This is a genomic window from Spirillospora sp. NBC_01491 (assembly GCF_036227065.1).
In the GTDB taxonomy this organism is placed as follows: Bacteria; Actinomycetota; Actinomycetes; order Streptosporangiales; family Streptosporangiaceae; genus Spirillospora; species Spirillospora xylanilytica.
Genome location: NZ_CP109432.1, coordinates 3,908,295 through 3,935,187 on the forward strand (window position 1 = coordinate 3,908,295; position 26,893 = coordinate 3,935,187).

Here is a 26,893-nt window from a genome sequence, read left to right on the forward strand (position 1 = left end):
GCTCTTCTTGACCGCTGCAGCGGCCCCGCACCGGCACCCGGCGTCTTTCCTAGAATGCGCAGATTCGCGCTCGTGGTGCCGGGTGGTCCGGTCGCCGGCCGCGGCGGCGCCCGCCGGATGGTCGCAGGACCGTCCGGCGGGCGCGGTGCTCACGCCTCGGTGGTGGGCAGGGCGCTCGCGGTGACCAGGGTGCGGATCGAGCCGAGCGCCACCGACAGGGTGGCCAGGTCGAAGCTGTCGCTCTCCCAGATCTCGCTGAGCGTCTGCTGGGCCCGCGACACCGCGGTCTGGTTCTTGTCGCCCCAGTGCCCCATGCGCTCCTCGGGCAGCGCGCCGGGCAGGCTGCTCAGCAGCACGTCCCTGGTCAGCGCGGCGTGCGCGGCGTACAGGTCGTCGCGGAGCGCCGAGCGGGCCATCGAGCGCCACCGGTCGTCGCGCGGCAGCGCGATGATCCGCTCGCGCAGCCGGGAGAGCTGGAGCCGGTCGGCCAGGTCGAAGTAGACCTCGGCGACCTCCTCCACCGGCCGGCCGCTGTCATGCGCGATCTCCACCAGGTCGAAGGTGGAGTAGGCGGCGACCAGCATCGCGCACTGCTCGGCCAGCTCGTCCGGCACGCCCAGTTCGGCGAAGCCGTCGCGGCGCTGCTCGAACGCGGCCAGGTCGAGGCCGACCAGCAGCTTGGGGAGCTGCGGGCCGAGCGCGACCGCGCCGGGGGCGAAGAAGTCGATCGTCTCGCGGATGTCGAACGGGGGCCGCCGGTTGTGCAGCAGCCAGCGGGCGCCGCGCTCGGTGAGCTTGCGCGCCTCCAGCAGCATCGCGATCTGGGTGGACTCGTCGACCTGGTGCGACAGGCCCTCGACGCTGCGCCAGAACCGCGGCATGTCGAAGACCTCGCGGGCGACCAGGTAAGCGCGGGCGATGTCGGACGACGACGCGCCGGTCTCCTCGTTCATCCGGAACACGAACGTGGTGCCGGAGTTGTTGACCACGTCGTTCACCACCGCGGTGGTGATGATCTCGCGGCGCAGTGGGTGCCGGTCCATGTGGCCCTGGAACCGCTCGCGCAGCGGGGTCGGGAAGTAGTCGACCAGCCACGACTCCAGGTAGGGGTCGTCGGCGAGGTCGGAGGCGACCATCTCCTGGTCCAGCGTGAGCTTGGCGTAGGCCAGCAGGACGGCGAACTCGGGGCTGGTCAGCCCGTCGCCGGTCTGCCGCCGCTCGGCGAGCGCCTTGTCGTCGGGCAGAGACTCCAGCCGGCGCTTGAGGCTGCCGGACCGCTCCAGCCGGCGCAGGTAGCGGGCGTGCACGTGCAGCAGGCCCGCGGCCTGCGCGCGGGCGGCGGCGAGCACCACGTTCTGCGCGTAGTTGTCGCCCAGCACAAGCCCGCCGACCTCGTCGGTCATCTCGTACAGCAGGTGGTCGCGCTGCTTGCGGGTCAGCTCGCCGTCGCGGACCACCTGGTCGAGCAGGATCTTGATGTTGACCTCGTGGTCGGAGGTGTCCACCCCGGCGGAGTTGTCGATGAAGTCGGTGTTGATCAGTCCGCCGGTGCGGGCGAACTCGATCCGGCCGAGCTGGGTGACGCCGAGGTTGCCGCCCTCGCCGACCACCTTGCAGCGCAGCGTGCCGCCGTCGACCCGGACCGGGTCGTTGGCCTTGTCGCCCACGTCGGCGTTGTTCTCGGAGGCGGCCTTGACGTAGGTGCCGATGCCGCCGTTCCAGAGCAGGTCGACCGGCGCGCTCAGCGCCGCGCGGATCAGCTCGAACGGGGTGAGCGCCTTGACCTCGTCGGCGATGCCGAGCGCGGCCCGGATCTGCCCGGTCAGCTTGATCGACTTGGCGGTGCGCGGGAACACCCCGCCGCCCTTGGAGATCAGCGAGGCGTCGTAGTCGGCCCAGGAGCTGCGCGGCAGCTCGAACATCCGCCTGCGCTCCTGGAAGGAGCGGGCGGCGTCGGGGTCGGGGTCGATGAAGATGTGCCGGTGGTCGAACGCGGCGACCAGCCGGGTGTGCTCCGACAGGAGCATGCCGTTGCCGAACACGTCACCGGACATGTCGCCGACGCCGACGACGGTGAACGGCTCGTTCTGAATGTCCTTGCCGAGCGAGCGGAAGTGGTACTTCACCGACTCCCACGCGCCGCGCGCGGTGATGCCCATGCCCTTGTGGTCGTAGCCGACCGAGCCGCCGGAGGCGAACGCGTCGCCGAGCCAGTAGCCGTAGGACGCGGCGACCTCGTTGGCGAGGTCGGAGAACGTGGCGGTGCCCTTGTCCGCGGCGACGACCAGGTAGGTGTCGTCGGCGTCGTGCCGCACCACCTTCTCGGGCGGCACCACCTCGCCGTCGACCAGGTTGTCGGTGAGGTCGAGCAGCCCGGAGATGAAGTCCTTGTAGCAGGCGATCCCGGCCTGGATGTAGGCCTCACGGTCGGCGGACGGGTCGGGCAGCTGCTTGCCCACGAAGCCGCCCTTGGCACCGGCCGGGACGATCACGGTGTTCTTCACCGCCTGCGCCTTGGCCAGCCCGAGGATCTCGGTGCGGAAGTCCTCGCGCCGGTCCGACCAGCGCAGCCCGCCGCGGGCGACCGAGCCGAAGCGCAGGTGCACGCCCTCGACCGTCGGCGAGTACACGAAGATCTCGAAGTTGGGTCGGGGCAGCGGCAGGTCCGGGATCTGCCCGGGGTCGAACTTCAGCGCCAGGTAGGGCTTGCGCTGGTAGTGGTTGGTGCGCAGGGTCGCCTGGATCATCGCCAGGTAGGCGCGCAGGATGCGGTCCTCGTCGAGGCTGGCGACCTCGTCGAGCTTGCCGTTCAGCTCCTCGGCGATGCCGGCGCTGCGCTCCTCGTGCCCGCCCGCGATGGACGGGTCGAGGCGGCTCTCCCACAGCCGGATCAGCAGCCGGGTGATCTGCGCGTTCCCCAGCAGCACCTGCTCGATGTAGCGCTTGGAGAAGGTGGTGCCGGTCTGCCGCAGGTAGAGGGCGTAGGCGCGCAGGATCATCGCCTGCCGCCAGTTGAGCCCGACGTGCAGGACCAGCGCGTTGAAGCCGTCGTTCTCGATCTCACCGCGCCAGAGCGCGATGAACGCGTCCTGGAACAGCTCCTTGACGGCCTCCTCGGCGGTGCCGGCCGGCGGCTCGTAGCGCAGCCCGAGGTCGTAGACCCAGGCGCGGCGCCGGTCGGCCGGCATGATCTCGTAGGGCCGCTCGTCGATCACCTCGACGCCCATGTTCTGGAGCAGCGGCAGCACCCGGGACAGCGAGATCGGCTCGCCCAGCCGGTAGATCTTCAGCCGGCGCTCGCCGGGCTCGGCGTTGAACGGCTCGTACAGGCTGATCGAGGTGTCGGCGTCCTCGGTGAGCTCGTCGAGCCGGCGCAGGTCGGAAACGGCCGTACGGGCCGGGAAGTCGGCCTTGTAGCCCTCGGGGAACGCGTCGCCGTAGCGGCGGCCGAAGACTCCGGAACGTTCCTCTCCGCACTGCTCGACGATCGCGTCGGACAGGTCGTCCTCCCACGACCGGGTCGCGGACGCGAGCCGCGCCTCCAGCTCGTCGACGTCGACGATCGGCAGCGGCCGGCCGCGCTCGCCGCGCACGACCACGTGCAGCCGGGCCAGCATCGACTCGGTCACGTTGGCGCTGTAGTCGACGCTGACGCCGTCGAACGCGCGGCGCAGGAGCTCCTGGATGCGCAGCCGGATCTTGGTGGTGTAGCGGTCCCGCGGCAGGTACACCATGCACGACATGAACCGGCCGTACAGGTCCTTGCGCAGGAACAGCTTGAGCTGGCGGCGCTCGCGCAGCCGCAGCACGCCGAGCGCGATCTTCAGCAGGTCGTCGACGGAGATCTGGAACAGCTCGTCGCGCGGGTAGCTCTCCAGGATCTCGATCAGGTCCTGGCCGTCGTAGCTGTCGGGGCTGAACCCGGCGAGCCGCAGCGCCTCGTCGAGCTTGCCCTTGAGCACCGGGATGTGCGCGATCGACTCGCTGTAGGCGACGTGCGTGAACAGGCCGAGGAACCGGCGCTCGCCGATCACCTCGCCGGCCGCGTCGAACTTCTTCACGCCGATGTAGTCGAGGTAGGCCGAGCGGTGCACGGTGGACCGGGAGTTGGCCTTGGTCAGCACGAGCAGGTGCTTCTCGGTGGCCTTCTCGCGGACCTCGGGCGGCAGCGCGGCGAAGCTGCCGGACTCATGCTTGTCGTTGCGCAGGATGCCGAAGCCGGTGCCCGGCTCGGGGCGCAGCGCGGCGCCGTCCTCGGTGAGGGTGTAGTCGCGGTAGCCGAGGAAGGTGAAGTGCCCGTCGCCGAGCCACTCGAGCAGCTCGACGCCCTCGTCGCGCTCCTTGGCCGGCAGCGGCGGCGGGTTCGTCCCGATCTCGGCGGCGATCTCGGCGGCGCGGGCCCGCATCCGCGGCGCGTCCTCGACCGCGACCCGCACGTCGTTCAGCACCCGCAGCAGGTCGCGTTCGAGCCGGTCGAGCAGGGCCCGGTCGCTGGTGCGGTCGATCTCGATGTGCATCCACGACTCGACGCCGTCGCCGTCGCCGTCGCCGTCGCCGTCGCCGTCGAGCTTGCCGCGGAACGCGCGCAGGTGCCCGGCCACGTCGCGGTCGACGCCGAGCAGCGGGTGGACGATCAGGTGGGTGGCCAGCTGGTGCCGGCTCAGCTCCATCGTCACCGAGTCGACCAGGAACGGCATGTCGTCGGTGACGATCTGCACGATGGTGTGCCCCGGGTCCCAGCCGTTCTCCTCGACCGAGGGGGTGAAGACCCGGGCCTTCGCGCGCCCCTGGGGCCGTTCCTCGCCGAGCCTGCGGTGCGCCATCGCGGGCCCGTAGATGTCGGCCGGGTCGCGGGCGAGCAGATCCTCGGGCGCCACATGGCGGTAGTAGAGCCGGAGGTAGGCAACCGCCTCCTCCAGATCGCCGCCGGACCCGCCCGGCGGCTGGGCGCAGGTCTCCGCCGCCCTCCGGAGCAGATCGTCCTTCGCTTGTTCGAGCTTGCCGCCCATCAACACTCCCCTATGAGACCCTTCGCCACCTCGTTGTGGCGCTGCTCACTGGGTCAGCGTAGTCAGGAATCATCCGAAAGCCGACCTGCTTGAGCGCGAGGTGTACGTGGTCCTCACCACCCTGCCAGCCCGCCGGACCCGACTCACCGTGATCAACGTAATCGGTTGATCACCGCGCGGGTCCGGGGGACGGCCGGATCAACCCTGCGGCAGGGCCGCGGCGCCCGTGCCCTGGCCCCGTCCGCCCGGGGTGACGGGGGTTTCGGTGCCGGGCTCGTCCGGGGGCTCGGTCGTCGGGTCGGGGCTCTTGGTCGGCGTGGTCGGGGGGTCGGACGGATGCGTGGTCGGCGTCGTGGTCGGGGTCTCCTCGGCCGGCGGGCCCGTCTCGGCCGGGCTCGTCGGCACCTCGGTCGACGGGCCCGGCTCGGTGGGCGTCTCGGTGACCGGCGGTTCGGGGTCCACGGGGACGTAGCTGTGCGTGCGGACCGGGCTCGGCAGCGCGGTCTGGCTGGTCGGCAGCGGGCTGTCGCTCGGGTCGCCGACCGTCTGCCCCGCCTTGCCCTTGTCGCCCGAGCCGAGCGCCAGCGCCACCGAGGCGACCACGACCGCGATGATGAGCGCGCCCGCGCCGGCCAGCACGGCGGGACGGTGCCGTCCGGCCAGGGCGGCGCGGAGCGGGTTGCCGCCGCCCGCCGCGCCCCTGGGCAGGGTGTTCTGCGCCGCCCACTCGGCCGGGCTCGGCAGCCGCGCGGGCTCGCCGCCGGCGCCCGGGTCCGCCACGGAGGCGAGGCCATGGTCATAGTCGCGGTCGCGGTCGAAGCCGGTGCCCGGATCGAAGCCTGGGTCGGAATCCGGGTCGGGCTCGAATCCGGCGGCGATGGGCGCCTGGGCGGCCAGCACGCTGCCGACCTCCAGCATCGCGGTGCCGTCGGTGTCGTCGTCCGCCAGCGCGGCGGCGGCCGGATTCGGGCTCTCGGCGGCCGGGGCCGCCGCCTCGTCGTGGCCGAGCAGCCGCATCAGCACCTGCCGGGCCCCCGGCCGGAGCGCCGCGTCCTTGCTCATGCAGTCCTCGACCAGGTCGCGCAGCGGCCCGCTGAGCCCGCCGAGCTCGGGCTCCTGGTGCAGGATCCGGTTGATGACAGCCGGGATGCTGTCCTGCCCGAACGGCGGCTCGCCGGTCGCCGCGAACGCCAGCGTCGCGGCCCAGCAGAACACGTCGGCGGCGGTGCCGATCTCGTCGCCCTGCAACTGCTCGGGCGCCATGTAGGACGGGGTGCCGATCACCTTGCTGGTGAGCGTGGTGGAACCGCTGATCGCCCGCGCCACGCCGAAGTCGATCACGCGCGGCCCGTCCGGGCCGATCAGCACGTTGTGCGGCTTGAAGTCACGGTGGATGATCTTGGCCTGGTGGATCGCCGCGAGCGCGGTGGCGGTGCCGACCGCCAGCCGGTCGAGGTCTGCCCCGGTGAGCGGGCCCGACTCCAGCACGTGCTCGTTGAGCGAGGGCCCCGGCACATACTCGCTGACGATGTAGGGCCGGTCGCCGGTCGCGTCGGCGTCGATCACCTGGGCGGTGCAGAACGGCGCGACCCGCTTGGCGACCTCCAGCTCGCGCAGGAACCGGGCGCGGGCCCGGTCGTCGGAGGTCAGCTCGGAGTGCAGGAGCTTGAGCGCGACCCGGCGGCCGTCCTCGGCCTCGCCGAGGAACACCGCGCCCTGGCCGCCCTCACCCACCCGTCCGATCAGGGCGTACGGCCCCAGCTGCTCCGGGTCACCGGGCCGCAGTGCCGCAACCTCCATGTGGGGAACCGTCCCTCTCTCGAATCGAACGGGCCGAACGGACCGCGGTCCGGGTCGGCACGGGCCGAAGCTCCGCTTGTGTGACGCCCGAGCCCCGGGGGAGGTTCACCCGTCCCTCCGACCGCACAGCGCGATCCGACCTGGGGCTTCCGCACGGTCACGGCTGGTTCGGATACACCTTAGTGGCGGGCGCCTCCGGTCTCGGCCGCGGTTTTCGCCATGAACGACATCTCACCAGGTCGGCCGCCGTTCCGCCGAAGATTTCAGAACGTGCCCCTGCGAGAATGCCGGGATGACCGCGCTCGACGGACGCCGCGCCTACACCCGGGCCGACCTGATGGCCGCGCACGGCCTCGGCCGCAGCACGCTGGAGAAGTGGTACCGGGAACGGGACGCCAACGGGCACCCGGACGCGGCCGGCACGGTCGGGTCGCAGCTCGTCTGGGACGCTGAGGCATGGGACCGCTGGTACGCGTCCCGCGGTGCGGCGCCGGGGGTTCCGCCGGGGCTGGCGACCCGCGACGAGCTGGCCGCCGGGCACGGCCTGAGCCGGCACCGGCTCAAGCAACTCTGGGCCGGACGCGCCGCCAACGGCCACCCCGAGGTCGTCCACCGGTCGGGCAAGGCCCTCTACTGGGACGCGTCCGAATGGGACGCCTGGTACGCCGCCCTCGAAGAGGACGGCGACCGGGACGGCGACGACGGCGGCGATCCCGACGACCTGGTCACGCTCGCCGAGGTGGCCCGCATCCTCGGGCTGGCGCAGACGAGCGTCACCGTCTACCCCCGGCGGCCCCCCGCGGGCTGGCCCGAGCCGGCGCGCGAGGAGCCCCTCGGCGGCGGACGCGTCCGCCGCCTCTACCGGCGCCGCGACATCCTCGCCTACGCCGCCCGCCGCCGCCCCTGACCCCGCTCAGGGGACGAAGTGCTCGAGCACCTCGGGGTTGGCCATCGAGTCCCGGTTGGCGGCCTCGTCGACCGGCGTGCCGAGCAGGATCTTGCGGACCGGGACCTCCAGCTTCTTCCCCGACAGCGTGCGCGGGACGCCCGGCACCCGGTGGATCTCGTCCGGGACGTGCCGGGGCGACAGCGCCGAGCGGATCTCGCGCTTGAGCCGTCCGGTCAGGTCGTCGTCCAGCTCGGCGCCCTCGCCGAGCTGGACGTAGAGGATCAGCCGGCCCTCGCGGCCGAGCCGGCCGGTGTCGATGACCAGGCTGTCGGCGACCTCGTCGAACGCCTCGACCACCCGGTAGAAGTCGGAGGTGCCCATCCGGACGCCGCCGCGGTTGAGGGTGGAGTCGGAGCGGCCGTAGATGACCGCGCCGCCGTCCGGCCTGATCTTGATCCAGTCGCCGTGCCGCCACACGCCGGGATAGGTGTCGAAGTAGGACTCGCGGTAGCGCTCGCCGCGCGGGTCGTCCCAGAACGACACCGGCATCGAGGGCATCGGCTCGGTGATGACCAGCTCGCCGACCTCGTCCAGCACGGGCTCGCCCGCGTCGTCGTAGGCCTCGACCTTGGCGCCGAGGCCGCGGCACTGGATCACGCCCGCGTACAGCGGCAGCAGCGGCGAGGGGCCGACGAAGCCGGTGCACAGGTCGGTGCCGCCGGAGAACGAGCCGAGCAGCAGGTCCGCGCCGACCGCGTCGTACACCCAGGCGAACCCCTCGGGCGGCAGCGGCGAGCCGGTGGAGCCGATGCCGCGCAGCGCCGACAGGTCGAACTCCGCGCCGGGGCGGCGGCCGTCCTTGACCGACGCCTGGATGTAGGGGGCGCCGACGCCCAGGTAGGTGACGCCGGTGTCGGCGGCCAGCTTCCACAGGTCGAGGGGCGCGCCGTCGTACATCACGACGGTGGAGCCGACCAGCAGGCCGCCGATGAGGTAGTTCCACATCATCCAGCCGGTGGTGGTGTACCAGCAGAACACGTCCTCGGGCCCGAGGTCCTGGTGGAAGGAGAGCGCCTTGAGGTGTTCGAGGACGACGCCGCCGTGGCCGTGCACGATCGGCTTGGGCAGGCCGGTGGTGCCCGAGGAGTACACGACCCACAGCGGGTGGTCGAACGGGACGTCCTCGAACTCCATCGCGTGGCCGGGCCGCGGCAGGTCGGCGTAGGCGACCCCGTGGCGCAGCCCGTCCGGACGCGCCGCCGGGTCGAGGTAGGGCACCAGGACGGTCGCGTTCAGCGTGGGGAGGGCGGCCTCGATCTCGGCGACGGCGGCGCGGCGGTCGAACCGGCGGCCGTTGTAGGCGTACCCGTCGACCGCGATCAGCACCTTGGGCTCGATCTGGGCGAACCGGTCGATCACCGAGGACGAGCCGAAGTCCGGGGAGCACGAGGACCAGATCGCGCCGAGCGAGGCGGCGGCCAGGAAGCAGATCAGCGCCTCGGGGATGTTGGGCAGGTACGCCGCCACCCGGTCGCCCCTCCCGACGCCCAGCGCGGCCAGGCCCGCGCGGACCTCGGCGACGTGCGCGGCCAGCTCGCGGTGCGTCAGCACCCGGTGCCCGCCCGCCTCGGACCGGAACACCACGGCGGCGTCGTCCGGGGTCCGCCCGGCGTGCCGCAGCGCGTTGGCGGCGTAGTTGACCGTCGCGCCCGGGAACCAGCGCAGCCCGTCGACCGGCATCGGCCCGCCCGACCGGACCGGGCCGTCGCCGCGCTCGCCGACCACGCCGAAGTAGCTCCAGATCGCGTCCCAGAACGCGTCGACCTCGGTCACCGACCAGCGCCACAGCTCGTCGTAGGACTCGGTCAGCACGCCCCGGTCCCACAGCCAGTGCGTGAAGTGCGTGACCCGTGCGTTCGCGACGACGTCCGCGGCGGGCTCCCACAGCGGTACGCCCTCGGAGATCTGCTGGTCACCGGACATGTGCACTTCCCTCCCGGAGGCCGCGGCGGGTCGCGCGGCCTCTCCCAATATCGGGCCCGCCCGGCGGCCCGCGCAAGCTCCGCGATCACGATCCGGGTCTCCGCCGAACCTTCCCATGACGGGCCTCCGTCAGACGGTCACGGCCGGGTGCGGAGGCTCGTCCGGGCGGTCACAGCCGGGTGAGGTCGGCGACGGCGGTGACCAGGGCGCGCGTGTCGGCCAGGGTCGCCAGGACGATGTCGGCGCCCGCCGCGCGGAGCTCGGCCTCGGTGGCGCTGCCGGTGGCGACCGCGATGATCGGGGATCCGGCGATGTGCGCGGCCTGGACGTCGCGCGGCGAGTCGGCGATGTAGACGGTCGTCGACTCGGGGAACGGCGTGCCGTGCCGCTCCGCCGCCCGGGTGCGGGCCAGCTCCAGCAGCGCCGCCTTGCTGTAGACGCCGTTCTCGTAGCCGCCGCCGTCGAGGTCGAGGTGCGCGGCCAGGCCCAGCTCGGTCAGTTTCAGCACCGCGTTCGGCCGGACCGACCCGGTCAGCACCGACTGCACCAGGCCCGGCACGCGCGACAGCGCCTCGACGGCCTCGCGGGCCCCGGCCAGCACCCGGCCGTGCGTCCGCAGGTCGCCGCGGCGGGCGGCGAACGCCTCGGCGAGCGCGGTCATGAACGCGGGCAGGTGGTCGTCGGTGGTGACCACGTCGTTGAACGCCAGCGTCTCGAAGATGAGCTCGGACTCGGTCCGGCCCGGGGTCGGCGGCAGCCGCACCAGCGGGCGCCCGGTGGTGCGCTGGAACGCCTCGGCGTAGGACTCCCTGGTGACCCGTCCGACGTCCACCAGCGTGTGATCGATGTTCCACAGCACCAGACGGTTCAGCGTCGACATCCCGTTCCCATGCGCGTCCGAGGGTGCCGTGCGACACCGGCTCCGCCCGCACCACAGCCGGTGCGGGCGAGCTTATCGTCGGCCCTGCCGGGCCCTTCCCGCAACCGTGCCGGGGGTCACGGCCGGGTGCCCATGTGGGGGTAGCGGTGGTCGGTGGCCGGGACGAACGTCTCCTTGATCGACCGGACGTTCACCCAGCGCATCAGGTTGAAGATCGAGCCGGCCTTGTCGTTGGTGCCGCTGGCCCGCGCCCCGCCGAACGGCTGCTGCCCGACGATCGCGCCGGTCGGCTTGTCGTTGACGTAGAAGTTGCCCGCCGCGAACCGCAGCCGCTCGGTCGCGTCCGCGATCACCGCCCGGTCCCGCGCGACGATCGCGCCGGTCAGCCCGTACGGCGCGACGCCCTCCATCTGGGCGAGCATCGCGTCGTAGTCGCCGTCGTCGTACACCAGGACGCCGAGGATCGGCCCGAAGTACTCGGTGGTGAAGATCTCGTCGTCCGGGTCGGAGCACTCCAGGACGGTCGGCCGGACGAAGTAGCCCACCGAGTCGTCCAGGTCGCCGCCGGCCAGGATCCGGACGGTGTCGAGCGCCGCGGCCCGCTCGATCGCGGTCCGGTGCTTGGCGAACGCCCGCTCGTCGATCACCGCGCCCATGAACGCCGACAGGTCGGTGCCGACGTTCCCCATGGTGAGCGCGTCGACCTCGGCGCACAGGTCGTCGCGGATCCGGTTCCAGAGCGAGCGGGGGACGTAGGCGCGGGACGCGGCCGAGCACTTCTGCCCCTGGTACTCGAACGCGCCCCGGATCAGCGCGGTCTTCAGCACCGCCGGGTCGGCGGAGGCGTGCGCGACCACGAAGTCCTTGCCGCCGGTCTCGCCGACCACCCTCGGGTAGCCGTGGTAGCCGCCGATGTTCTCGCCGACCGTCCGCCACAGGTGCTGGAAGGTGCCGGTCGAGCCGGTGAAGTGGATCCCGGCGAGGTCGGGCCGCGGCAGCGCCGCCTCCGACACCGCCCGCCCGTCCCCGGTGACCAGGTTGACCACGCCGGGCGGCAGCCCCGCCTCCTCCAGCACCCGCAGGGTGAAGTGCGCGGCGAGCTGCTGGGTCTGCGCCGGCTTCCACACCACCACGTTGCCCATCAGCGCGGGCGCGGTCGGCAGGTTCCCGGCGATCGCGGAGAAGTTGAACGGGGTGATCGCCAGGACGAAGCCCTCCAGCGGCCGGTACTCCATCCGGTTCCACACCCCGGGCGGGGAGCTGGGCTGCTGGGCGTGGATCCGGCGGGCGAAGTCGACGTTGAACCGCCAGAAGTCGATCAGCTCGCAGGCCGCGTCGATCTCCGCCTGCTGGATCGACTTGGACTGCCCGAGGATGGTGGCGGCGTTCACCGTGGACCGCCACGGTCCCGCCAGCAGGTCGGCCGCCCTGAGCAGGATCGCGGCCCGGTCGTCGAACGGCGTCGCCCGCCAGCCCGGGGCCGCCTCGCGGGCCGCGTCGATCGCGGCGCCCACGTCGGCGGCCGTCGCGTTCCCCATCCGGCCGAGCACGTGCCCGTGGTCGTGCGGCTCGACCAGGTCGATGGGCGCGCCCCCGCCGAGCCGCCGCTCGCCGCCGATCGTCATGGTCAGCTCGGTGTGCCCGCCGGCGAGCTCCCCGATCCGGGTCTCCAGCGCGGCCCGCTCGGCGCTGCCGGGCGCGTACCCCTTGGCCGGTTCGTTGTGCGGTTCGGGGACGGTGGTGACGGCGTCCATACGGTGCTCCCTGAGGTCCGACATCGTCGTCGATGCGCGGGAGGGGCCCGTCCGGCGACGCGGAGGTCACCCCCTCGATGTTCGAGACCTACCCGCGGGTGCGCGGGTGACGCCCTCAGACGGCCAGGTGAGCGAGTTCCTGGGTGGCGTACCAGAGCAGCTCATGGTCCTCGGCGCCGTCGATGAGGACGTGGGTGTCCTCGTCGCCCGCGCCCGCGGCGGCCAGCGCGAGCGCGGCGGCGCGCACGTCGTCGGAAGCGGCCTCGTCGTCCACGTGACCGGCCGCGATCCTCTTCCACGGCACCGCCGCGGTGATCTCGACCAGGGCCGGGGCGTCCTCGTCCCCCGCCGACCGGACGACCTGGTCGGGCATCTCGGCCGCGAGCACCACCCGCCGGGCCGGGGCCTCGCCGAGGGAGGCGGCGAGCAGGCGCAGGGAGGCCCGCGCGGCGGCGGTCATCGCCGCGTACTCCAGCTCCTCCTCGTCACCGCCCGCGTACCACTCGCGCAGGGCGGGGGTCACCGCGTACGCGGCGAGCGGGGCGGGACCGGCCTCGCGGGCGGTGCGGACGCCGGCGAGACCGGCGAGCGTGGACGGCAGGTAGACGCGCATCCCGCCATTGTCTCAGCGCAGCAGGCCGAGGTCGCGGAGCGTCCCGATGGTCGCGGCGGGGTCGGTGTGGTGGATCCCCTGGAGGCCGAAGGCCTCGGCGGCGGTGATGTTGTGCTCGATGTCGTCGATGAACACGCACTCCTCGGGGGCCAGCCCGATCAGCTCGACCGCGTGCCGGAAGATCCGCTCGTCCGGCTTGCGCATCCCGACCTCGCCGGAGATCACCACGGCGTCGAACAGGCCGGCGAACAGGTCGCGGGGGTAGTCGTTGCCCCAGGAGTTGGACAGCAGCGCGGTGCGCGTCCCCGCCGCGCGGGCCGCGCGCAGCGCCTCGTACATCGGCTCGACCGGATCGAACGCGCCGAACATGCGGCGGATCAGCCCCGCCGCGGCCACCGGCCCGCCGTCCACGGTGCGCAGCTCGGCGGCCAGCAGCCGCTCGAACTCGGCGGGTTCGAGCGACCCGTCCTCGAGCCCGTGGACCGGGTTGAGCCCCTCGCCGCTGTACGCCTGCTTCACCCAGGCGCGCATCACCGACCCGTACCGGACCAGGTCGATCCGGTCGGCCTCCAGCCACACGCCGACCGCGTCGTTCAGCGGTGAGGTCAGCACCCCGCCCCAATCGGTGATCACGCCCTTGATCGTCACGGTTCGATGGTAGGCGATCCCGGCACCGCGGACCGAACGGCGTTCTGCCAAACTGGCCGCCATGGACTTCGAACTGAGCCCGAAAGCACGGGACTACCAGGGAAGACTGCAGGAGTTCATGGACGGGCACGTGTACCCGGCCGAGCCGGTCTACACGGCCTGGCGGGCGGAGCACGACCCGCACGCCCTGCCGCCCGTCGTCGAGGACCTCAAGGCCGAGGCGCGGCGGCGCGGCCTGTGGAACCTCTTCCTGCCGGACGTCTCCGGGCTGTCCAACCTGGAGTACGCCACGCTGGCCGAGCTGACGGGCCGCTCCCCCGACCTGGCGCCCGAGGCGGTCAACTGCGCCGCCCCCGACACCGGGAACATGGAAGTCCTGCACATGTTCGGGACCGGCGCGCAGAAGGACCGCTGGCTCACCCCGCTGCTGAACGGCGAGATCCGCTCCTCGTTCGCGATGACCGAGCCGGAGGTGGCCTCCTCGGACGCCACCAACATCACCACCAGGATCGTCCGCGACGGCGACGAGTACGTGATCAACGGCCGCAAGTGGTGGATCACCGGCGCCGCCGACGAGCGCTGCAAGATCTTCATCGTGATGGGCAAGACCGACCCGGACGCCCCCGCGCACCGCCAGCAGTCCCAGGTCCTGGTCCCCCGCGACACGCCCGGCGTGACGGTGCTGCGCCACCTCCCCGTCTTCGGCTACCAGGACCAGCACGGCCACTCGGAGATCCTTTTCGAGGACGTCCGCGTCCCGGTGACCAACCTGATCGCCGCCGAGGGCGACGGCTTCATGATCGCCCAAGCCCGCCTGGGCCCCGGCCGCATCCACCACTGCATGCGCGCCCTGGGCATGGCCGAACGCGCCCTGGAGCTGATGTGCCGCCGCGCCGCCGACCGGGTCGCCTTCGGCCGCCCCCTGGCCGCCCAGGGCGTCGTCCGCGAGCAGATCGCCGAGTCGCGCATGGCGATCGAGCAGGCCCGCCTCCTCACCCTCAAGACCGCCTGGCTCATCGACCGCGACGGCGCGAGAGGCGCCCGCTCCGAGATCGCCGCCATCAAGGTGGTGGTCCCGAGGATCGCGCACGAGGTCCTGGACCGCGCCATCCAGATCCACGGCGGCGCCGGCGTCTCCGACGACACTCCCCTGGCCGCCATGTACGCCTGGGTCCGGGCCATGCGCATCTTCGACGGCCCGGACGAGGTCCACGTCCGCACCGTGGCCCGCCAGGAACTCCGCAAGTACGAATGACCCCCTCGAACGGAACCCCAACCCGCAGCGGGTTTGGGTGAACCTCAGCCCGCAGAGGGGGGGTTAGGGGGGAACCCCCAAGCGGGGGCTTGGGGGGCGCGCCCCCCAACGGGCCGAACGTCCGCAGCGAAGCAAGGACGTTCGGCCCGCCCCGGGGGGTCTGGGGGGTCGCCCCCCCAGGTCAAGCAGAACGGAGTCTTTGGAGGGCTTCTCGGACGCCGCCGTCGGTTTCTTCGAGGACGATGGTCGCGCGGGCGGCGGGGACTTCGCCGAGGAGGGAGACCAGGGCGACCCGGGTGTTCCCTCCGGCTTCGGCGAGGGCGTGTTCGCAGGTGCGGGCGTCCATGCCGGTCGCCTCGGTGAGGATGCGCACCAGCCGGGCGCGCAGCTTGGCGTTGAGGGCGTTGACGCTGACCATCAGGTTGGAGTAGGTGCGGCCCATCCTGATCATCAGGGTGGTGGAGAACGAGTTGAGCACCAGCTTGGTGGCGGTGCCGGCCTTCATCCGGGTGGATCCGCTGATCACTTCGGGTCCGGTGGCGAGCCCGATGTGCACCTCCACCTCGTCCCGGTGCGGTGTGCGCGGGTTGCAGCTGATCAGCGCGGTGCGGGCCCCGGCGGCGGCGGAGGCGCGCAGGGCGCCCAGCACGTAGGGGGTCCGGCCGCTGGCGGCGATGCCGACGGCGATGTCGCCGGGCCGTACTTCGGCGGCGTCGGCGGCGCCGAGGTCGGTGTCGTCCTCGACGTCGGAGACGGCCTGCGAGAGCGCGCCGAAGCCGCCCGCCTGGTGGGCGACGACCCGGCCCCAGATGCCGAACGTGGGGGGCAGTTCGGCGGCGTCGAGCACCGCGAGCCGTCCCGAGGTGCCGGCCCCGAAGTAGTGCACCCGGCCGCCGGCGCGCAGCGAGTCGACGGCTAGGTCGACCAGGCGCGCGATCTCCGGCAGGACGGCCGCCACGACCGTCGGGACGGTGGCGTCCTCGCTGTTGATCCGGCGGAGTACTTCGATGGTGGGCAGCGTGTCGACGTCGAGGGTCCGCGGGTTGCGGCCCTCGGTGGGGAGCTCGCAGTCGATCACCGACGCCTCCGGTCGGGTCGCACGGTCCTGCCGCGGACCGCCTCGAAAGTGGCTTCCAGGGCCTTGCGGGTCGGCGCGTAGGTGCGCTGCGCGACGCCGACGAACACACAGTCGACCACGGTGAGCTGCGCGAGCCGGCTGGCGGTCGCGCCGGATCGGAAGGTGGTCTCCCGTGCCGCGGTGGTCAGGATGAGGTCGGCCACCTCGGCGATGGGCGACTTGGGGAAGTTGGTCAGGGCGACGGTCGTCACGCCGCGGCTCCTGGCCACTTCGAGGGCGTCGATGGTCTCGACGGTCGCGCCGGTGTGGGAGATGCCGATCGCCACGTCACCGTGGCCCAGCACCGCGGCGCTGGTCAGCATGATGTGGGCGTCCGACCAGGCCGAGCAGACCCGGCCGATGCGGTGCAGCTTCTGCTGGAAGTCGGCCGCCACGTGGGCGCTCGCGCCGACCCCGTAGACGTCGACGCGTTCGGCGGCGACGATGGCGTCGACGACCTGCTCCAGCATCTTGATGTCGAGCTGGGCCGCGGTCTCCTCCACGGCCCGCGCGTCGGCGAAACACACCTTCTCCACGATCTGCTCGAGTGAGTCGTCGGGGCTGATGTCGCTGCCGATGACCCGTCCGCCGCTGGCGCTCTGCGCCCGGCCCGCCTCGGTGGCCAGGGTCAGCCGCAGTTCGGGGTAACCATGGAACCCGATCGCCCGACAGAACCTGATGACGGTGGTCTCGGAGGTGCCGCAGTTCTGGGCGAGTTCGGTGATGGTCGAGTTGGCGACCCCTTCGGGGTCGTCGATGACACGCTGGGCGACACGCCGCTCAGCGGGGGGCAGGGATGGCAGCAGCGAGCGCACCCGTACCACGGTGCTCAGCGGCGTCGGCTCCTTGGGCGCCGCGTCGTCCCTGGGCGCACCGGGCTCCCCTGTGCTCCCCGGATCGGGGCCGGTGGGTTTCCTCATGGAAGAAATTTTCTTACTTCGAGGATGTCACGTCAACGGTAGAAAAGGCTACGGTCGCCATGTGTTGACCCATTTGGCCGGTCCGTACGTGGTCGGTATTGACGCGGGTGGCACGAAGACCCGCTGTGTCGTACTGACGCTCGGGGGAGCCCTGGCCGGCACCGGCACCGGCCCCGGGGCCAACCCCAACTCTGGGGGTGACACCGCCGGGGCGCTGACCACCGCCCTGCGGGAGGCGCTCGGTGACTTGGATCGTTCCCATGTGCTCACCGGCGTGTTCGGGATCGCCGGTGCGGGCTCGGCGGGACGGCCCGCCGCGGTCGCGGGCGCGCGGCGGGCGTGGCACTCCGCCGGGCTGCACGGGGCCCCGGCGGTGGTGACCGACATCGCGGTGGCGTTCGCCGCCGGGACCAGCGAGCCCAAGGGCATCGTGGTGTTCTCCGGCACCGGCGCCGGCGCCGCGGTGATCAGTGACGGCGCCATCGTCCAGCGCGCCGACGGCTACGGCTGGCTGGTCGGCGACGAGGGCTCGGCGGTGTGGCTCGGACGGGAGGCGGTCCGGGCCGCGCTCGCCGCCTACGACGGGCGCGGCTCCCCCACCCTGCTCACCGAGTCGGTCCCCCGCGCGCTGCTCGGCGGCGCGGTCGTCGCCGAGATCGACACCGGACCGCGCCGGCACCGGCACCACCGGGCGCTGGCCTTGGCCGGCGCCCCTTCGCTGGCACCCGGCTCCCCCGTCCTCACGCCCGGCGTCCCGCCCCAGGGCGGCGGGACGGGCACCGCGGTGCTGATCCCGGGGGCGGCCCGCCCGCCCGCCGGGGAGTCACTGGACCGCGCGGCCCAGCACGAGCCGATCTCCGGGCCGCCGCCCAACCCGCAGCTCGCCCAGGCGATCATCAAGGAGGTGTACGGCCGGCCGCCCGCGGCGCTCGGCCGGCTCGGCCCGGTGGTCGCGGCGGCGGCGACCGCCGGCGACCCGGTGGCCCGGCGGATCACCGACGAGGCCGCCGAGTGGCTGCTCCGCGACGTCGACGCCGTCCGCCCGGCCCTCACCGACCCGTCCGCCCCGGTGGTCATGCACGGCTCGGTCCTGCGGGACGGGCCGGTCGCCGAGGCCGTCCGGACCGGGCTCAGCGACCGGTTCGCCACGCCCCCGCGCCGCGCGGGGGACGGCGCCGTGGGCGCGGCCGGACTGGCGCTGCGCCGTCTCGGCTTCCCCCTGCCCGACTGACGCCCCCTCCTCTCGACCGTTCCCCACCTCCCTGCCTCCCCGGCTTCGGCCGTTTCGGCCGTTTCGGTTGCGTTGACCCGGTCCATCGTGACTAAGGTGTGATCACGGTGGATCGAGAACCGTCGGACCGGCCCTCTGGGCCGCGCTCCGCCGGGACCACCGGCCACAGGCGTGGCATGTGCTGTTTCGACTGCGTTTCAACGCAGCATCGTCCGTCCAGCTTGGGCCCCCTCCCCTATCGGCGGGCCGATCAGGCGTCCCCGGGACTCCCATCGCTCCCCCCGGCACGCCCCAGCACACCCGGACGAAGACCGAGTCCGCACTCCACGTCTTCGAGGTCGCATGCACTCCGCCCCAGAGGCGGGCCGTCACAGGCCTGCCCGCTCCCGCCTGCCGCGCTTCGCTCGCGCCTCCCGTCTCATCCCCATGCCGCGCCGCCGGAAGAACCCGGACCGGCGGAAGAACCCGGCCCGGCGGCGGCGCCTCCGGCTCGTCCTCATCATGATCGTCGCAGTCGTCATGGCGGCGAGCGTGTGCGTGGGCGTCGCCTACGTGCGCACGCCGCTGCCGAACGAGCCGCAGGACGGCGTCACCGACCAGGGCTCGGCGGTCTACTACGGCGACGGCCGGACGCCCATCTTCCGGCTCGGCGCCAACCGCGAGATCGTCCGGCACGCGCAGATCCCCGCCCACGTCCGCTGGGCGGTGCTCGCCGCCGAGGACCGGGGCTTCTACGCGGGCCACGGGGTCTCCCCCACCGGAACCGTCCGCGCACTGCTGAACAACGCCTCGGGCGGCGACGTCCAGGGCGGTTCGACGATCACGCAGCAGCTCGCCCGCAACTACTTCAAGGGGCTCAGTCGGGACCGCTCCGCGGGCCGCAAGTTCAAGGAGATCTTCATCTCGCTGAAGCTGGCCCGGCACCGCGACAAGGACGACATCCTCGACCTGTACCTGAACACCATCTTCTTCGGCCGGCAGACCTCCGGCGTCCAGGCCGCCGCCCGCGCCTACTTCGACAAGGACGTCTGGCAGCTCACCGTCGCGGAGGGCGCGGTGCTCGCCGCGATGATCCAGCAGCCGACCTACTTCAAGACCCGGGGCGGCGACGCGCCCGCCCGCGCGCTGCGGGCGCGCTGGCGGTACGTCCTGGACGGCATGGTGGCCATGGGCCGGCTGTCCCGGGACGAGGCCGCGCGGCAGCGGTTCCCCCGCACCCTGGACGAGTGGCGCGGGGTGGACGTGTCCGGCCAGTCGCTGCTGGTCAGGCAGCGGGTCCAGGAGGAGCTGCGGCAGCTCGGCATCCCGATGGACAGCGCGGTCAACGGTGGCCTGAAGATCTACACCGGGCTGGACCGGCGCTGGATGGGCTACGCCGAGCAGGCCATGCGCAAGGTCCGCGAGCCCGACTGGCCGACCGGCATCCGCGGCGGGCTGATCGCGGTCGACCCTCAGGACGGCGCGGTCAAGGCGTTCTACGGGGGCGACCCGGCGCGCAGCCAGTACGACGCGGTCTTCAACCCGGTGGCGCAGGCGGCGTCCACCTTCAAGCCGTACGTGCTGGCCGCCGCGCTGCGCCGCGGCTACAACGTCAGGTCGAGGGTGAACGGGCGGTCCCCGCAGAAGTTCGCCCCTGACGGCAGCATCACTCCGCAGACCGCGCCGGGCTACGAGGTCGACAACGACGAGGAGATCGGCTCGCTCGGGGTGATCGACCTGGTGAAGGCCACCGCGCTGTCGGTCAACACCGGGTACGTGAAGCTGGCGTTCGAGGCGGGCGTCGCGAACGTGCTGCGGACCGCGCAGGATCTCGGCGTCCCCGAGCCGGCGCTCCGCCCGTTCAAGGGCCAGGTCGGGATCGCGCTCGGCATCGCCAACGTCCCGGCGGTGAACCAGGCGGCCGGGTACGCGGCCTTCGCCAACGGCGGCACGGCCGTCACGCCGCACCTCATCACGAAGATCGTCGACAAACGCGGGCGGACGGTGCCGCTGCCCTGGACGAAGCCGGGCCGCCGGGTGCTCACCCAGGAGCAGGCCGCGCAGACGTCCTACGCGCTTCGTGCCACGGTCCGCGAGGGGACCGGGCGGCGGGCGGCGCTCAGCGATCGCGAGGCGGCCGGCAAGACCGGGACGACCGACCACAACCACGCGGCCTGGTTCGTCGGGTACGTTCCGCAACTCTCGGCCGCCGTGATGATGGCCAACACCGCCCAGAAGCCACTCAAGAACCTGCCCGGGTTCTCCGGCACGGTCGCCGGGGAGAACCTGCCGTCGAGCGTCTGGCACTCGTTCATGGAGAAGGTCACCCGCGACATGCCGCGGAAGGACTTCCCGACGCCCGGATTCAGCGGCGTCGCCGGCGACTGGGGCGCCCTCCCCACGCCTGACGCGCCCACCCCGGACGGCCCCACGCCGGGCGCGTCCACGCCGGGCGCCCCCACGCCGGGCACGTCCAACCCGGGCGGCCCCGTCCTGGGTGCTCATCCCCCGGGCGAACCCGTCCCGGCTACTCCCAAGCCCCAGACCGGCCCCGGTCGCCAACGCGCGGCCACCTCTGAGCCCGGGTCCGACGGGCGGTGAAGGCGGTGCGGGACACCGCGGGTCGACATGACATCCGCGAACGGATACCGTCGCGAGATCAGATCACGGAGAAGTAACGGCGGCCCTGCCGGGGGACCGGGTCCGCCACGCGCCTCACGTCCGCTCGCGCTCGTCGCGGCGGCGGTCCTCGTCATGCCGCTGGCCGGGTGCGGAGGCGGTACCAAGGGCGGCAAGGGCGAGCCGGGCGCGACCGCCAAGGGCGGGTCGGCCGGCACCGCCGGCTCCCCGAGCCCGGCCGTGCCGAAGGGCGCGTGGATCCCGGGGTTCGTGGCCAAGATGAGCCCGGCGGAGAAGGTCGGCCAGCTGTTCGTCCCGACCTTCTCCAGCCGGGCCGACGCGATCTCGCTGGTCAAGCGTTACCACGTGGGCGGGCTGATCTACTTCCCGGGCAACATGCGCACGCCCGAGCAGACCGCCGCCCAGTCCAACGCGATCCAGAAGAGCTCGAAGGTCCCGCTGCTGCTCGGCGTGGACGAGGAGCAGGGCATCGTCTCGCGCACCCCGTTCATCACCCGCTTCCCCGGCAACATGGCGCTCGGCGCCACCCGCGACCCCGCCGCCGCGCGGGCCGCCGCGAAGGTGACCGGCGCCGAGCTGCGCGCCATCGGGATCAACCAGGACTACGCGCCGGTCGCCGACGTCAACCTCGATCCGGCCAACCCGGTGATCGGCGTGCGGTCGTTCGGCTCCGATCCCGGCCAGGTGTCGCAGCTGCTGCGCGGCGCGATCGCCGGATACCAGGACGCGGGCGTCGCCGCCACCGCCAAGCACTTCCCCGGGCACGGCGACACCGGCACCGACAGCCACACCGGGCTCCCGGTGATCCAGCACTCCCGGCGGACCTGGGAGCGGCTGGACGCGCCCCCGTTCAAGGCCGCGATCGCGGCCGGCGTCGACTCGATCATGTCGGCGCACATCGTGGTGCCCAAGCTGGACCGCTCCGGCGACCCGTCCACCCTGTCCAGAACCGTGCTGACCGGGCTGCTGCGCGGAAGCCTCGGCTACCAGGGCGTGATCATCACCGACTCGCTGGAGATGGCCGGCGCGCGGCGCAAGTACGGCGACGCCGCCACCCCGGTGCGGGCGATCAACGCGGGCGCCGACCAGCTCCTCATGCCGCCGAACCTGCCGCGCGCCCACCAGGCGGTGCTCGCCGCGGTGCGCAGCGGCACGATCCCCCAGAAGCGGCTGGACGAGGCCGTCGGGCGCGTCCTGCGGCTCAAGGAGGCGCGCGGCCTGTTCCGCGGCACCCGCGCCGACCCGGCCCGCGCGGCGGCGTCCGTCGGCACCGCCGCCCACAAGGCCACCGCCCGGATGGTCGCCGAGCGCGCCGTCACACTCGTCCGCAACGACGGCGGCCTGCTCCCCTTCAAGGGCAGGAAGGTCTACGTCAGCGGCCCCAAGAGCGCGCGCCTCGCGGCCGACCTCGGCCGCGCGGGCGTCCGCACCACCACCAGCCTGACGGCGGCGGACGCGGCAGTGCTGACCACGCTCGACGCCGGATCGGCGACCGCGGCCCGGGTCCGCGCCCTCGGGGCCAAGCCGGTGGTGGTCGCCGCCCTCGGCAGCCCCTACGACCTCGACGGCGCGGGCGCCGCCAAGGCTGCGCTGGCCACCTACTCTTCGGGCGCCGTCTCGGTCACGGCCCTCGCCGAGGTGCTGGCCGGACGGGTGAAGCCGACCGGGAGGCTGCCGGTGAACGCGGGCGGCGAGCGCGCCGGGCACGGCCTGAACTACGGGTGACCATGGACGGGCCGCCCGGATCCTGAGAAAATCGCGGCGCCTTCGTCCCCCGGGAGGTCCCGTGGTCCGCCCGTCCCTCGCCGTCCTCGCCCTGCTCCTCGCCCTCACCGCGTGCGGCGGCGAGGACAGGGCGACGATGCCGCCGCTCACCCCCGAGCCCGGGGACGCCCGGCCGCTCGCCCCGGCCGGCGCGCCGCCCGAGCAGAGCCGCGCCGCCCGCATGGTGCTCTACCGCTACCTGCGCGGCGTCGCCGCGGGCGACGCCAAGGTCTGCGCCTCGGTCACCCCCGCCTACGAGCGGGCGACCTTCGGGAAGCCCGGCGGCTGCGGCTCCGGCCTCGCCGCCGCCCGCGCCCGGCTCCGCGCCCAGGACCGGGCCGCCCTGCGCACCGTGACCGTTCCCACCGGGCAGGCGGGCCCCGGGCCGGACGACTTCACCGTCCGCTTCGAGGACCTGCGGTGGAAGGGCGAACCCGCCCGGCCCGGCGGCCTCCTCGCGGCCGGGTTCACCCTCCGCAAGACCGGCGCGCGCTGGCTCATCACCGTCTGACCGGCACGGCCGCGAGGCGCTCTACAGCCCGAGCGCGGCCAGGGCCGGCAGGCGGGTACGCGCGGCTTCGCGTGCCTCCTGCGGCGAGCGGGCCGCGCGGGCGGCCAGCGCGGCCTGACGGCAGTCCTCCAAGGTGTGCCGGGCCAGCGCCGCCCGGACGAGCGGCAGCGACGGCGCGCTCATCGACAGCGAGGTGACGCCGAGGCCGACCAGGACGCACGCCAGCGCGGGATCGCCCGCCGACTCCCCGCACACGCCGCAGGGAAGGCCCGCGTCCGCGGCACTGGCGACCAGGTCGAGCACGGCGGGCCGCCACGCGTCCTGGAACCCGGCCAGGCCGCCGAGCTGGCGGTCGGCGGCGCAGGCGTACTGGGTCAGGTCGTTGGTGCCGAGGCTGAAGAACTCCACCTCGGAGGCCAGGTCGCGGGCGCGCAGCGCCGCCGCCGGCACCTCGATCATCACGCCCGGGTGGTCGATGCCCGCCGCGCCGCAGGCCGCCGCGAAGAACGCGGCCTCCTCGGCGTCGGTGACCATCGGCGCCATGACCTGGAGCTTGGCGGTGGTACCGGACGCGGCGCGGGCCAGGGCGCCGAGCTGGGCGTCCAGGACGTCCGGGTGGCGGCGCAGCATCCGCAGCCCCCGCTCGCCGAGCGCCGGGTTGGGCTCCTCGCCGGGAGGCGGCAGGAACGCCAGCGGCTTGTCGGCGCCCGCGTCGAGCGCCCGGACCACCACGCGGCCCCGCGGGAACGCCTCGAGGACCGTGCGGTACGCCTCCTCCTGCTCGGTCTCCGTGGGCGGGGCCGACCGGTCGAGGAAGAGGAACTCGGTGCGGTAGAGCCCCACGCCCTCGGCGCCGTTGGCGAGCGCGGCGTCGAGGTCCTTGGGGCCGCCGATGTTGGCGAGCAGCGGCACCTTGTGGCCGTCGCGGGTGCCGCCCGGTCCGGTCGACTCGGCCAGCGCGGACGCCCGCGCCGCCGCCGCCGCGCGCGCCGCGCGGACCTCGGTGCCGGTCGGGTTCACCACCACCGTCCCGGCCGCCCCGTCGACGAGGACGGGTGTGCCGTCGGCGAGGCCCGTCGCGCCCGGCAGCGCCACCACCGCGGGGACGCCCATGGTGCGGGCGAGGATCGCGGTGTGGCTGGTCGGGCCGCCCTCCTCGGTCACGAACGCGGCCACCAGCGCCGGATCGAGCACCGCGGTGTCGGCCGGCGCCAGATCGCGGGCGACCAGCACGAACGGCTCGTCCGACTCGGGGACGCCCGGCATTGGCAGCCCGAGCAGCCGCGCGACCGTCCGGTCGCGGATGTCGTCGAGGTCGGTGACGCGCGCCGCGAGGTACTCGCCGGCTCCGGCCAGCATCTCGCGGTAGACGCCGAACGACTCGTGGACCGCGCGGGCCGCCGCGACGCCCGTGTCGATCCGGGCGCCGACGCCGGCCGCGAGCTCGGGGTCGCCGGCCATCAGCGCCTGCGCGTTCAGCACGTCCCGGCCGTCCTCGTTGCCGAGCTCGGCCGCGCGCGCCCCGCGCGCCTCCAGGTCGGCGGCGACGGCGCCGAGCGCGTCCAGTGCGACGCGCCTCTCGGCCTCGGCGTCGCCGCCGTGGCGGGACCCGGCGGGCGGCTCGGGGACGGCGCCGGCGATGCCCCGGACGGGGCCGGCGCCGACCCCGGGGCTGACCCCGGCGCCGTGCAGGACCTCAGGCACTCTCGGGCTCCGTGAGCAGCGCCTCCAGCTCGTCCAGCAGCGCGTCGGCGCCCTCGCCCGCGGCGGAGATGACGATCTGCTCGCCGTGCCGGGCGTCCAGCCCGAGCACCGCCAGGATGCTCTTGGCGTTGACCGGGGCCTTGCCGGACTTGGCGACCGTGACCTCCATCGGGGCCCTGGCCGCGGTCTGCACGAACAGCGCGGCCGGCCGCGCGTGCAACCCCACCTTGGACTCGATCTTGACGTTGCGGTCGGTCACAGAACACTCCCTCGTTCTCGATCTGCTCCGGGCGCCCGCGGCGCGGGGCCGGCAGCACGTGCACTTCCTTCAGATCCGCCACCGGGCGGCCGGCCGCCGCCGGGGGGCGCGGCCTCGGACATCGCCGCCGGGCGGCGTCAGCGCCAGGTGAAGAGCTCGGCCCCCTTGCTCACCGCGCCGGACTCGACCACGTCCGAGAGCACGTCGGAACCCGCGTCCAGCGCCACCACCGCGCAGACCGGCGACCGGCCGCCCGCCTCGATCACCGCGGGGTCCCAGCCGATCAGCGGCTGGCCCGCGATGACCCGGTCGCCGGCGGCGGCGAACACCCGGAAGCCGGCGCCCTTGAGCTGGACGGTGTCGACGCCGAGGTGCACCAGCACGCCGTGCTCCTCGGCGTCGACCACGACGAACGCGTGCGGATGCATTTTGACGATCTTGCCGGTGACCGGGGCGATCGCCCGGCCGGGCCCGCGCTCGGGGTCGACCGCGGTGCCCGGCCCGACCATGGCCTTGGCGAACACCAGGTCGGGCACGCCGCCCAGGCCCACGGCCCGGCCGGCGACCGGCGACAGCACCCTCGTCACTCCCGTCATGATGCGACTCCCAGCCTCAGTCGAGGAGATCCTCGATGTCGGTGGCGATGGTGTCGGCCTCGGGCCCCACCACCACCTGGACCACCGTGCCGCTGCGCATCACGCCGTACGCCCCGGCGGCCTTGAGACCCGCCTCGTCGACCTTGCCCGGGTCCGCCACCTCGGTGCGCAGCCGCGTCGCGCACGGCTCGATCTCGACGATGTTCGCGGCGCCGCCCAGTGCCGCGACGATGGCCTCGGCCTTGTCCATGTCAGTCTCTTCCGTGTTCGCCGCGCCGACCGTGTCAGCTCGTCTGGGTGACCTTGTTGAGTCCGCGCGGGACGTCGGGGTCGACGCCCAGCCTGCGAGCCAGGTTCTCGACCAGGATCTGGCCGGGGACGATGAGGCCGAGCGGCGCGACCCACTCGGGCAGGTCCGGGCCCGGCAGCGCGGCCGAGCACGCCCCGGCGAGACCGGGGCCGCCGCCGATGCCGAACGCGCGGGCGCCCGCCCCCCGCACCCGCTCCGCCAGCGCCACCGTACCCGGCAGCGTGGGCCCGTCGCCCGCGGCGACCAGCAGCGCGGGGGTCTGCTCGTCCACGACGGCGATCGGGCCGTGCTGGAGGTCGGCGTACGACAGGCCCATGGCGTGCAGGTAGCACGCCTCCTTGATCTTGAGGGCGAGCTCCAGCGCGCTGCCGAACGCGATGCCGCGGCCGGACACGACCGCGCCGGGGACCCCGGCCAGCTCCTCGACCATCTCCGGCAGCGCCCCGGCCGCCTCGGTGACCCCGATCAGCCGCTCCACCTCGTCCGGCGCGCGGCGCAGGTCGTCCCGGTCGACGTCGGTGCCGAGCCCGAGCCCGAGCACCGCGACCGCGGCGAGCTGGGTGGTGTAGGTCTTGGTGGCCGGCACCGCCAGCTCGTCGCCCGCCTCGGTGATCAGCGCCACCTCGGCGGACTCGGCCAGCGGCGACCCGGCGCCGTTGGTGATCGCCACCGTGCGGGCGCCGCAGTCCTTGGCCCAGTCGAGCGTCTCGACGATCTCCTCGGTCTTGCCGGACTGGCTGATCGCGACCGCCAGCACCCCGGACAGGTCGAGCCTGCTCCGGTAGGTCGTGGCGATCGACGGCGCGGCGAGGGTGGCCAGCCGGCCGGCGTGCGACTCCACCAGGTACCGCCCGTACACCGCGGCGTTGTCGGACGACCCGCGTGCGATGAACAGCACCTGGCGGGTGCCGCGGGCGAGGAGCCCGACGTCGGACATGCGCGGCAGCAGTCCCCCGATCGTGCGGCGCAGCGCGTCCGGCTGCTCGCCGATCTCGGCCCGCATCCGCGAGCTCGGTGCCGCGGCCCCGGCC

General features: G+C 73.6%; 19 protein-coding genes and 1 pseudogene. 6 read left to right on the forward strand and 14 right to left on the reverse strand.

Annotated features, from left to right (window positions below; genetic code table 11):
• Positions 1-149: 149 nt before the first annotated feature.
• Together OHA34_RS18185 and OHA34_RS18190 are read right to left on the reverse strand one after the other, a co-directional pair.
• Positions 150-5,009: an NAD-glutamate dehydrogenase gene (locus tag OHA34_RS18185; RefSeq protein WP_329522295.1), complete on the reverse strand. Its 4,860-nt coding sequence runs from the start codon at positions 5,007-5,009 to the stop codon at positions 150-152.
• 198 nt (positions 5,010-5,207) lie between these two features.
• Positions 5,208-6,809, reverse strand: a complete 1,602-nt coding sequence (locus OHA34_RS18190; RefSeq protein WP_329522296.1) for a serine/threonine-protein kinase — start codon at positions 6,807-6,809, stop codon at positions 5,208-5,210.
• A 292-nt stretch (positions 6,810-7,101) separates the two neighbouring features.
• Between OHA34_RS18190 and OHA34_RS18195 the strand changes: the two genes are divergently transcribed.
• Positions 7,102-7,716: a hypothetical protein gene (locus OHA34_RS18195; protein WP_329522297.1), complete on the forward strand. Its 615-nt coding sequence runs from the start codon at positions 7,102-7,104 to the stop codon at positions 7,714-7,716.
• 6 nt (positions 7,717-7,722) lie between these two features.
• On the opposite strand, the gene OHA34_RS18200 is transcribed toward OHA34_RS18195, so the two are convergent.
• From OHA34_RS18200 to OHA34_RS18220, 5 genes are all read right to left on the reverse strand, one after another.
• Positions 7,723-9,681 carry an acetoacetate--CoA ligase gene (locus tag OHA34_RS18200; RefSeq protein ID WP_285942377.1) on the reverse strand — a complete coding sequence of 653 codons (1,959 nt, stop codon included), beginning with the start codon at positions 9,679-9,681 and terminating at the stop codon, positions 7,723-7,725.
• A gap of 169 nt (positions 9,682-9,850) precedes the next feature.
• Positions 9,851-10,561, reverse strand: coding sequence for an HAD family hydrolase (locus tag OHA34_RS18205; RefSeq protein ID WP_285942378.1), 711 nt, complete (start codon positions 10,559-10,561; stop codon positions 9,851-9,853).
• Between the two features lie 116 nt (positions 10,562-10,677).
• Complete coding sequence (pruA, locus tag OHA34_RS18210; protein ID WP_285942380.1) at positions 10,678-12,315, reverse strand: L-glutamate gamma-semialdehyde dehydrogenase; 1,638 nt, start codon at positions 12,313-12,315, stop codon at positions 10,678-10,680.
• A gap of 115 nt (positions 12,316-12,430) precedes the next feature.
• Positions 12,431-12,928, reverse strand: a complete 498-nt coding sequence (locus OHA34_RS18215; RefSeq protein WP_329522298.1) for a DUF6912 family protein — start codon at positions 12,926-12,928, stop codon at positions 12,431-12,433.
• A 12-nt stretch (positions 12,929-12,940) separates the two neighbouring features.
• Positions 12,941-13,576 carry an HAD family hydrolase gene (locus OHA34_RS18220; protein WP_285942383.1) on the reverse strand — a complete coding sequence of 212 codons (636 nt, stop codon included), beginning with the start codon at positions 13,574-13,576 and terminating at the stop codon, positions 12,941-12,943.
• Between the two features lie 61 nt (positions 13,577-13,637).
• On the opposite strand from OHA34_RS18220, the gene OHA34_RS18225 reads away from it, so the two are divergent.
• Complete coding sequence (locus OHA34_RS18225) at positions 13,638-14,831, forward strand: acyl-CoA dehydrogenase family protein (RefSeq protein ID WP_285942385.1); 1,194 nt, start codon at positions 13,638-13,640, stop codon at positions 14,829-14,831.
• A 181-nt stretch (positions 14,832-15,012) separates the two neighbouring features.
• On the opposite strand, the gene OHA34_RS18230 is transcribed toward OHA34_RS18225, so the two are convergent.
• Together OHA34_RS18230 and OHA34_RS18235 are read right to left on the reverse strand one after the other, a co-directional pair.
• Positions 15,013-15,909: an N-acetylmuramic acid 6-phosphate etherase gene (locus OHA34_RS18230; protein WP_285942386.1), complete on the reverse strand. Its 897-nt coding sequence runs from the start codon at positions 15,907-15,909 to the stop codon at positions 15,013-15,015.
• On the reverse strand, positions 15,906-16,868 hold the full coding sequence (locus OHA34_RS18235) for a MurR/RpiR family transcriptional regulator (protein ID WP_285942388.1): 963 nt from the start codon (positions 16,866-16,868) through the stop codon (positions 15,906-15,908). The genes OHA34_RS18230 and OHA34_RS18235 overlap by 4 nt, the downstream gene beginning before the upstream one ends.
• Positions 16,869-16,929: 61 nt before the next feature.
• Between OHA34_RS18235 and OHA34_RS18240 the strand changes: the two genes are divergently transcribed.
• The 4 genes from OHA34_RS18240 (at position 16,930) to OHA34_RS18255 (ending at position 22,993) form a co-directional block, all read left to right on the forward strand.
• Positions 16,930-18,099, forward strand: a complete 1,170-nt coding sequence (locus tag OHA34_RS18240) for an N-acetylglucosamine kinase (protein ID WP_285942389.1) — start codon at positions 16,930-16,932, stop codon at positions 18,097-18,099.
• 501 nt (positions 18,100-18,600) lie between these two features.
• Positions 18,601-20,679: a transglycosylase domain-containing protein gene (locus OHA34_RS18245; RefSeq protein WP_329522299.1), complete on the forward strand. Its 2,079-nt coding sequence runs from the start codon at positions 18,601-18,603 to the stop codon at positions 20,677-20,679.
• Positions 20,680-20,832: 153 nt separating this feature from the next.
• On the forward strand, positions 20,833-22,443 hold the full coding sequence (locus OHA34_RS18250) for a glycoside hydrolase family 3 protein (protein WP_329522300.1): 1,611 nt from the start codon (positions 20,833-20,835) through the stop codon (positions 22,441-22,443).
• 61 nt (positions 22,444-22,504) lie between these two features.
• Positions 22,505-22,993, forward strand: a complete 489-nt coding sequence (locus OHA34_RS18255; RefSeq protein ID WP_329522301.1) for a hypothetical protein — start codon at positions 22,505-22,507, stop codon at positions 22,991-22,993.
• 21 nt (positions 22,994-23,014) lie between these two features.
• On the opposite strand, the gene ptsP is transcribed toward OHA34_RS18255, so the two are convergent.
• From ptsP to OHA34_RS18280, 5 genes and pseudogenes are all read right to left on the reverse strand, one after another.
• A complete protein-coding gene (gene ptsP, locus OHA34_RS18260) occupies positions 23,015-24,697 on the reverse strand; it encodes a phosphoenolpyruvate--protein phosphotransferase (protein ID WP_285942396.1) in 1,683 nt (560 codons plus the stop codon).
• Positions 24,690-24,956 carry an HPr family phosphocarrier protein gene (locus OHA34_RS18265; protein ID WP_285942397.1) on the reverse strand — a complete coding sequence of 89 codons (267 nt, stop codon included), beginning with the start codon at positions 24,954-24,956 and terminating at the stop codon, positions 24,690-24,692. The genes ptsP and OHA34_RS18265 overlap by 8 nt, the downstream gene beginning before the upstream one ends.
• A 137-nt stretch (positions 24,957-25,093) precedes the next feature.
• Entirely contained in the window at positions 25,094-25,543 is a 450-nt protein-coding gene (locus tag OHA34_RS18270) for a PTS sugar transporter subunit IIA (protein ID WP_285942807.1), read from the reverse strand.
• 25 nt (positions 25,544-25,568) lie between these two features.
• A pseudogene (locus tag OHA34_RS18275) lies at positions 25,569-25,808 on the reverse strand (glucose PTS transporter subunit EIIB); the annotation flags it as partial.
• A 28-nt stretch (positions 25,809-25,836) separates the two neighbouring features.
• Positions 25,837-26,865, reverse strand: coding sequence for an SIS domain-containing protein (locus OHA34_RS18280; RefSeq protein ID WP_329522417.1), 1,029 nt, complete (start codon positions 26,863-26,865; stop codon positions 25,837-25,839).
• Between the last annotated feature and the right edge of the window lie 28 nt (positions 26,866-26,893).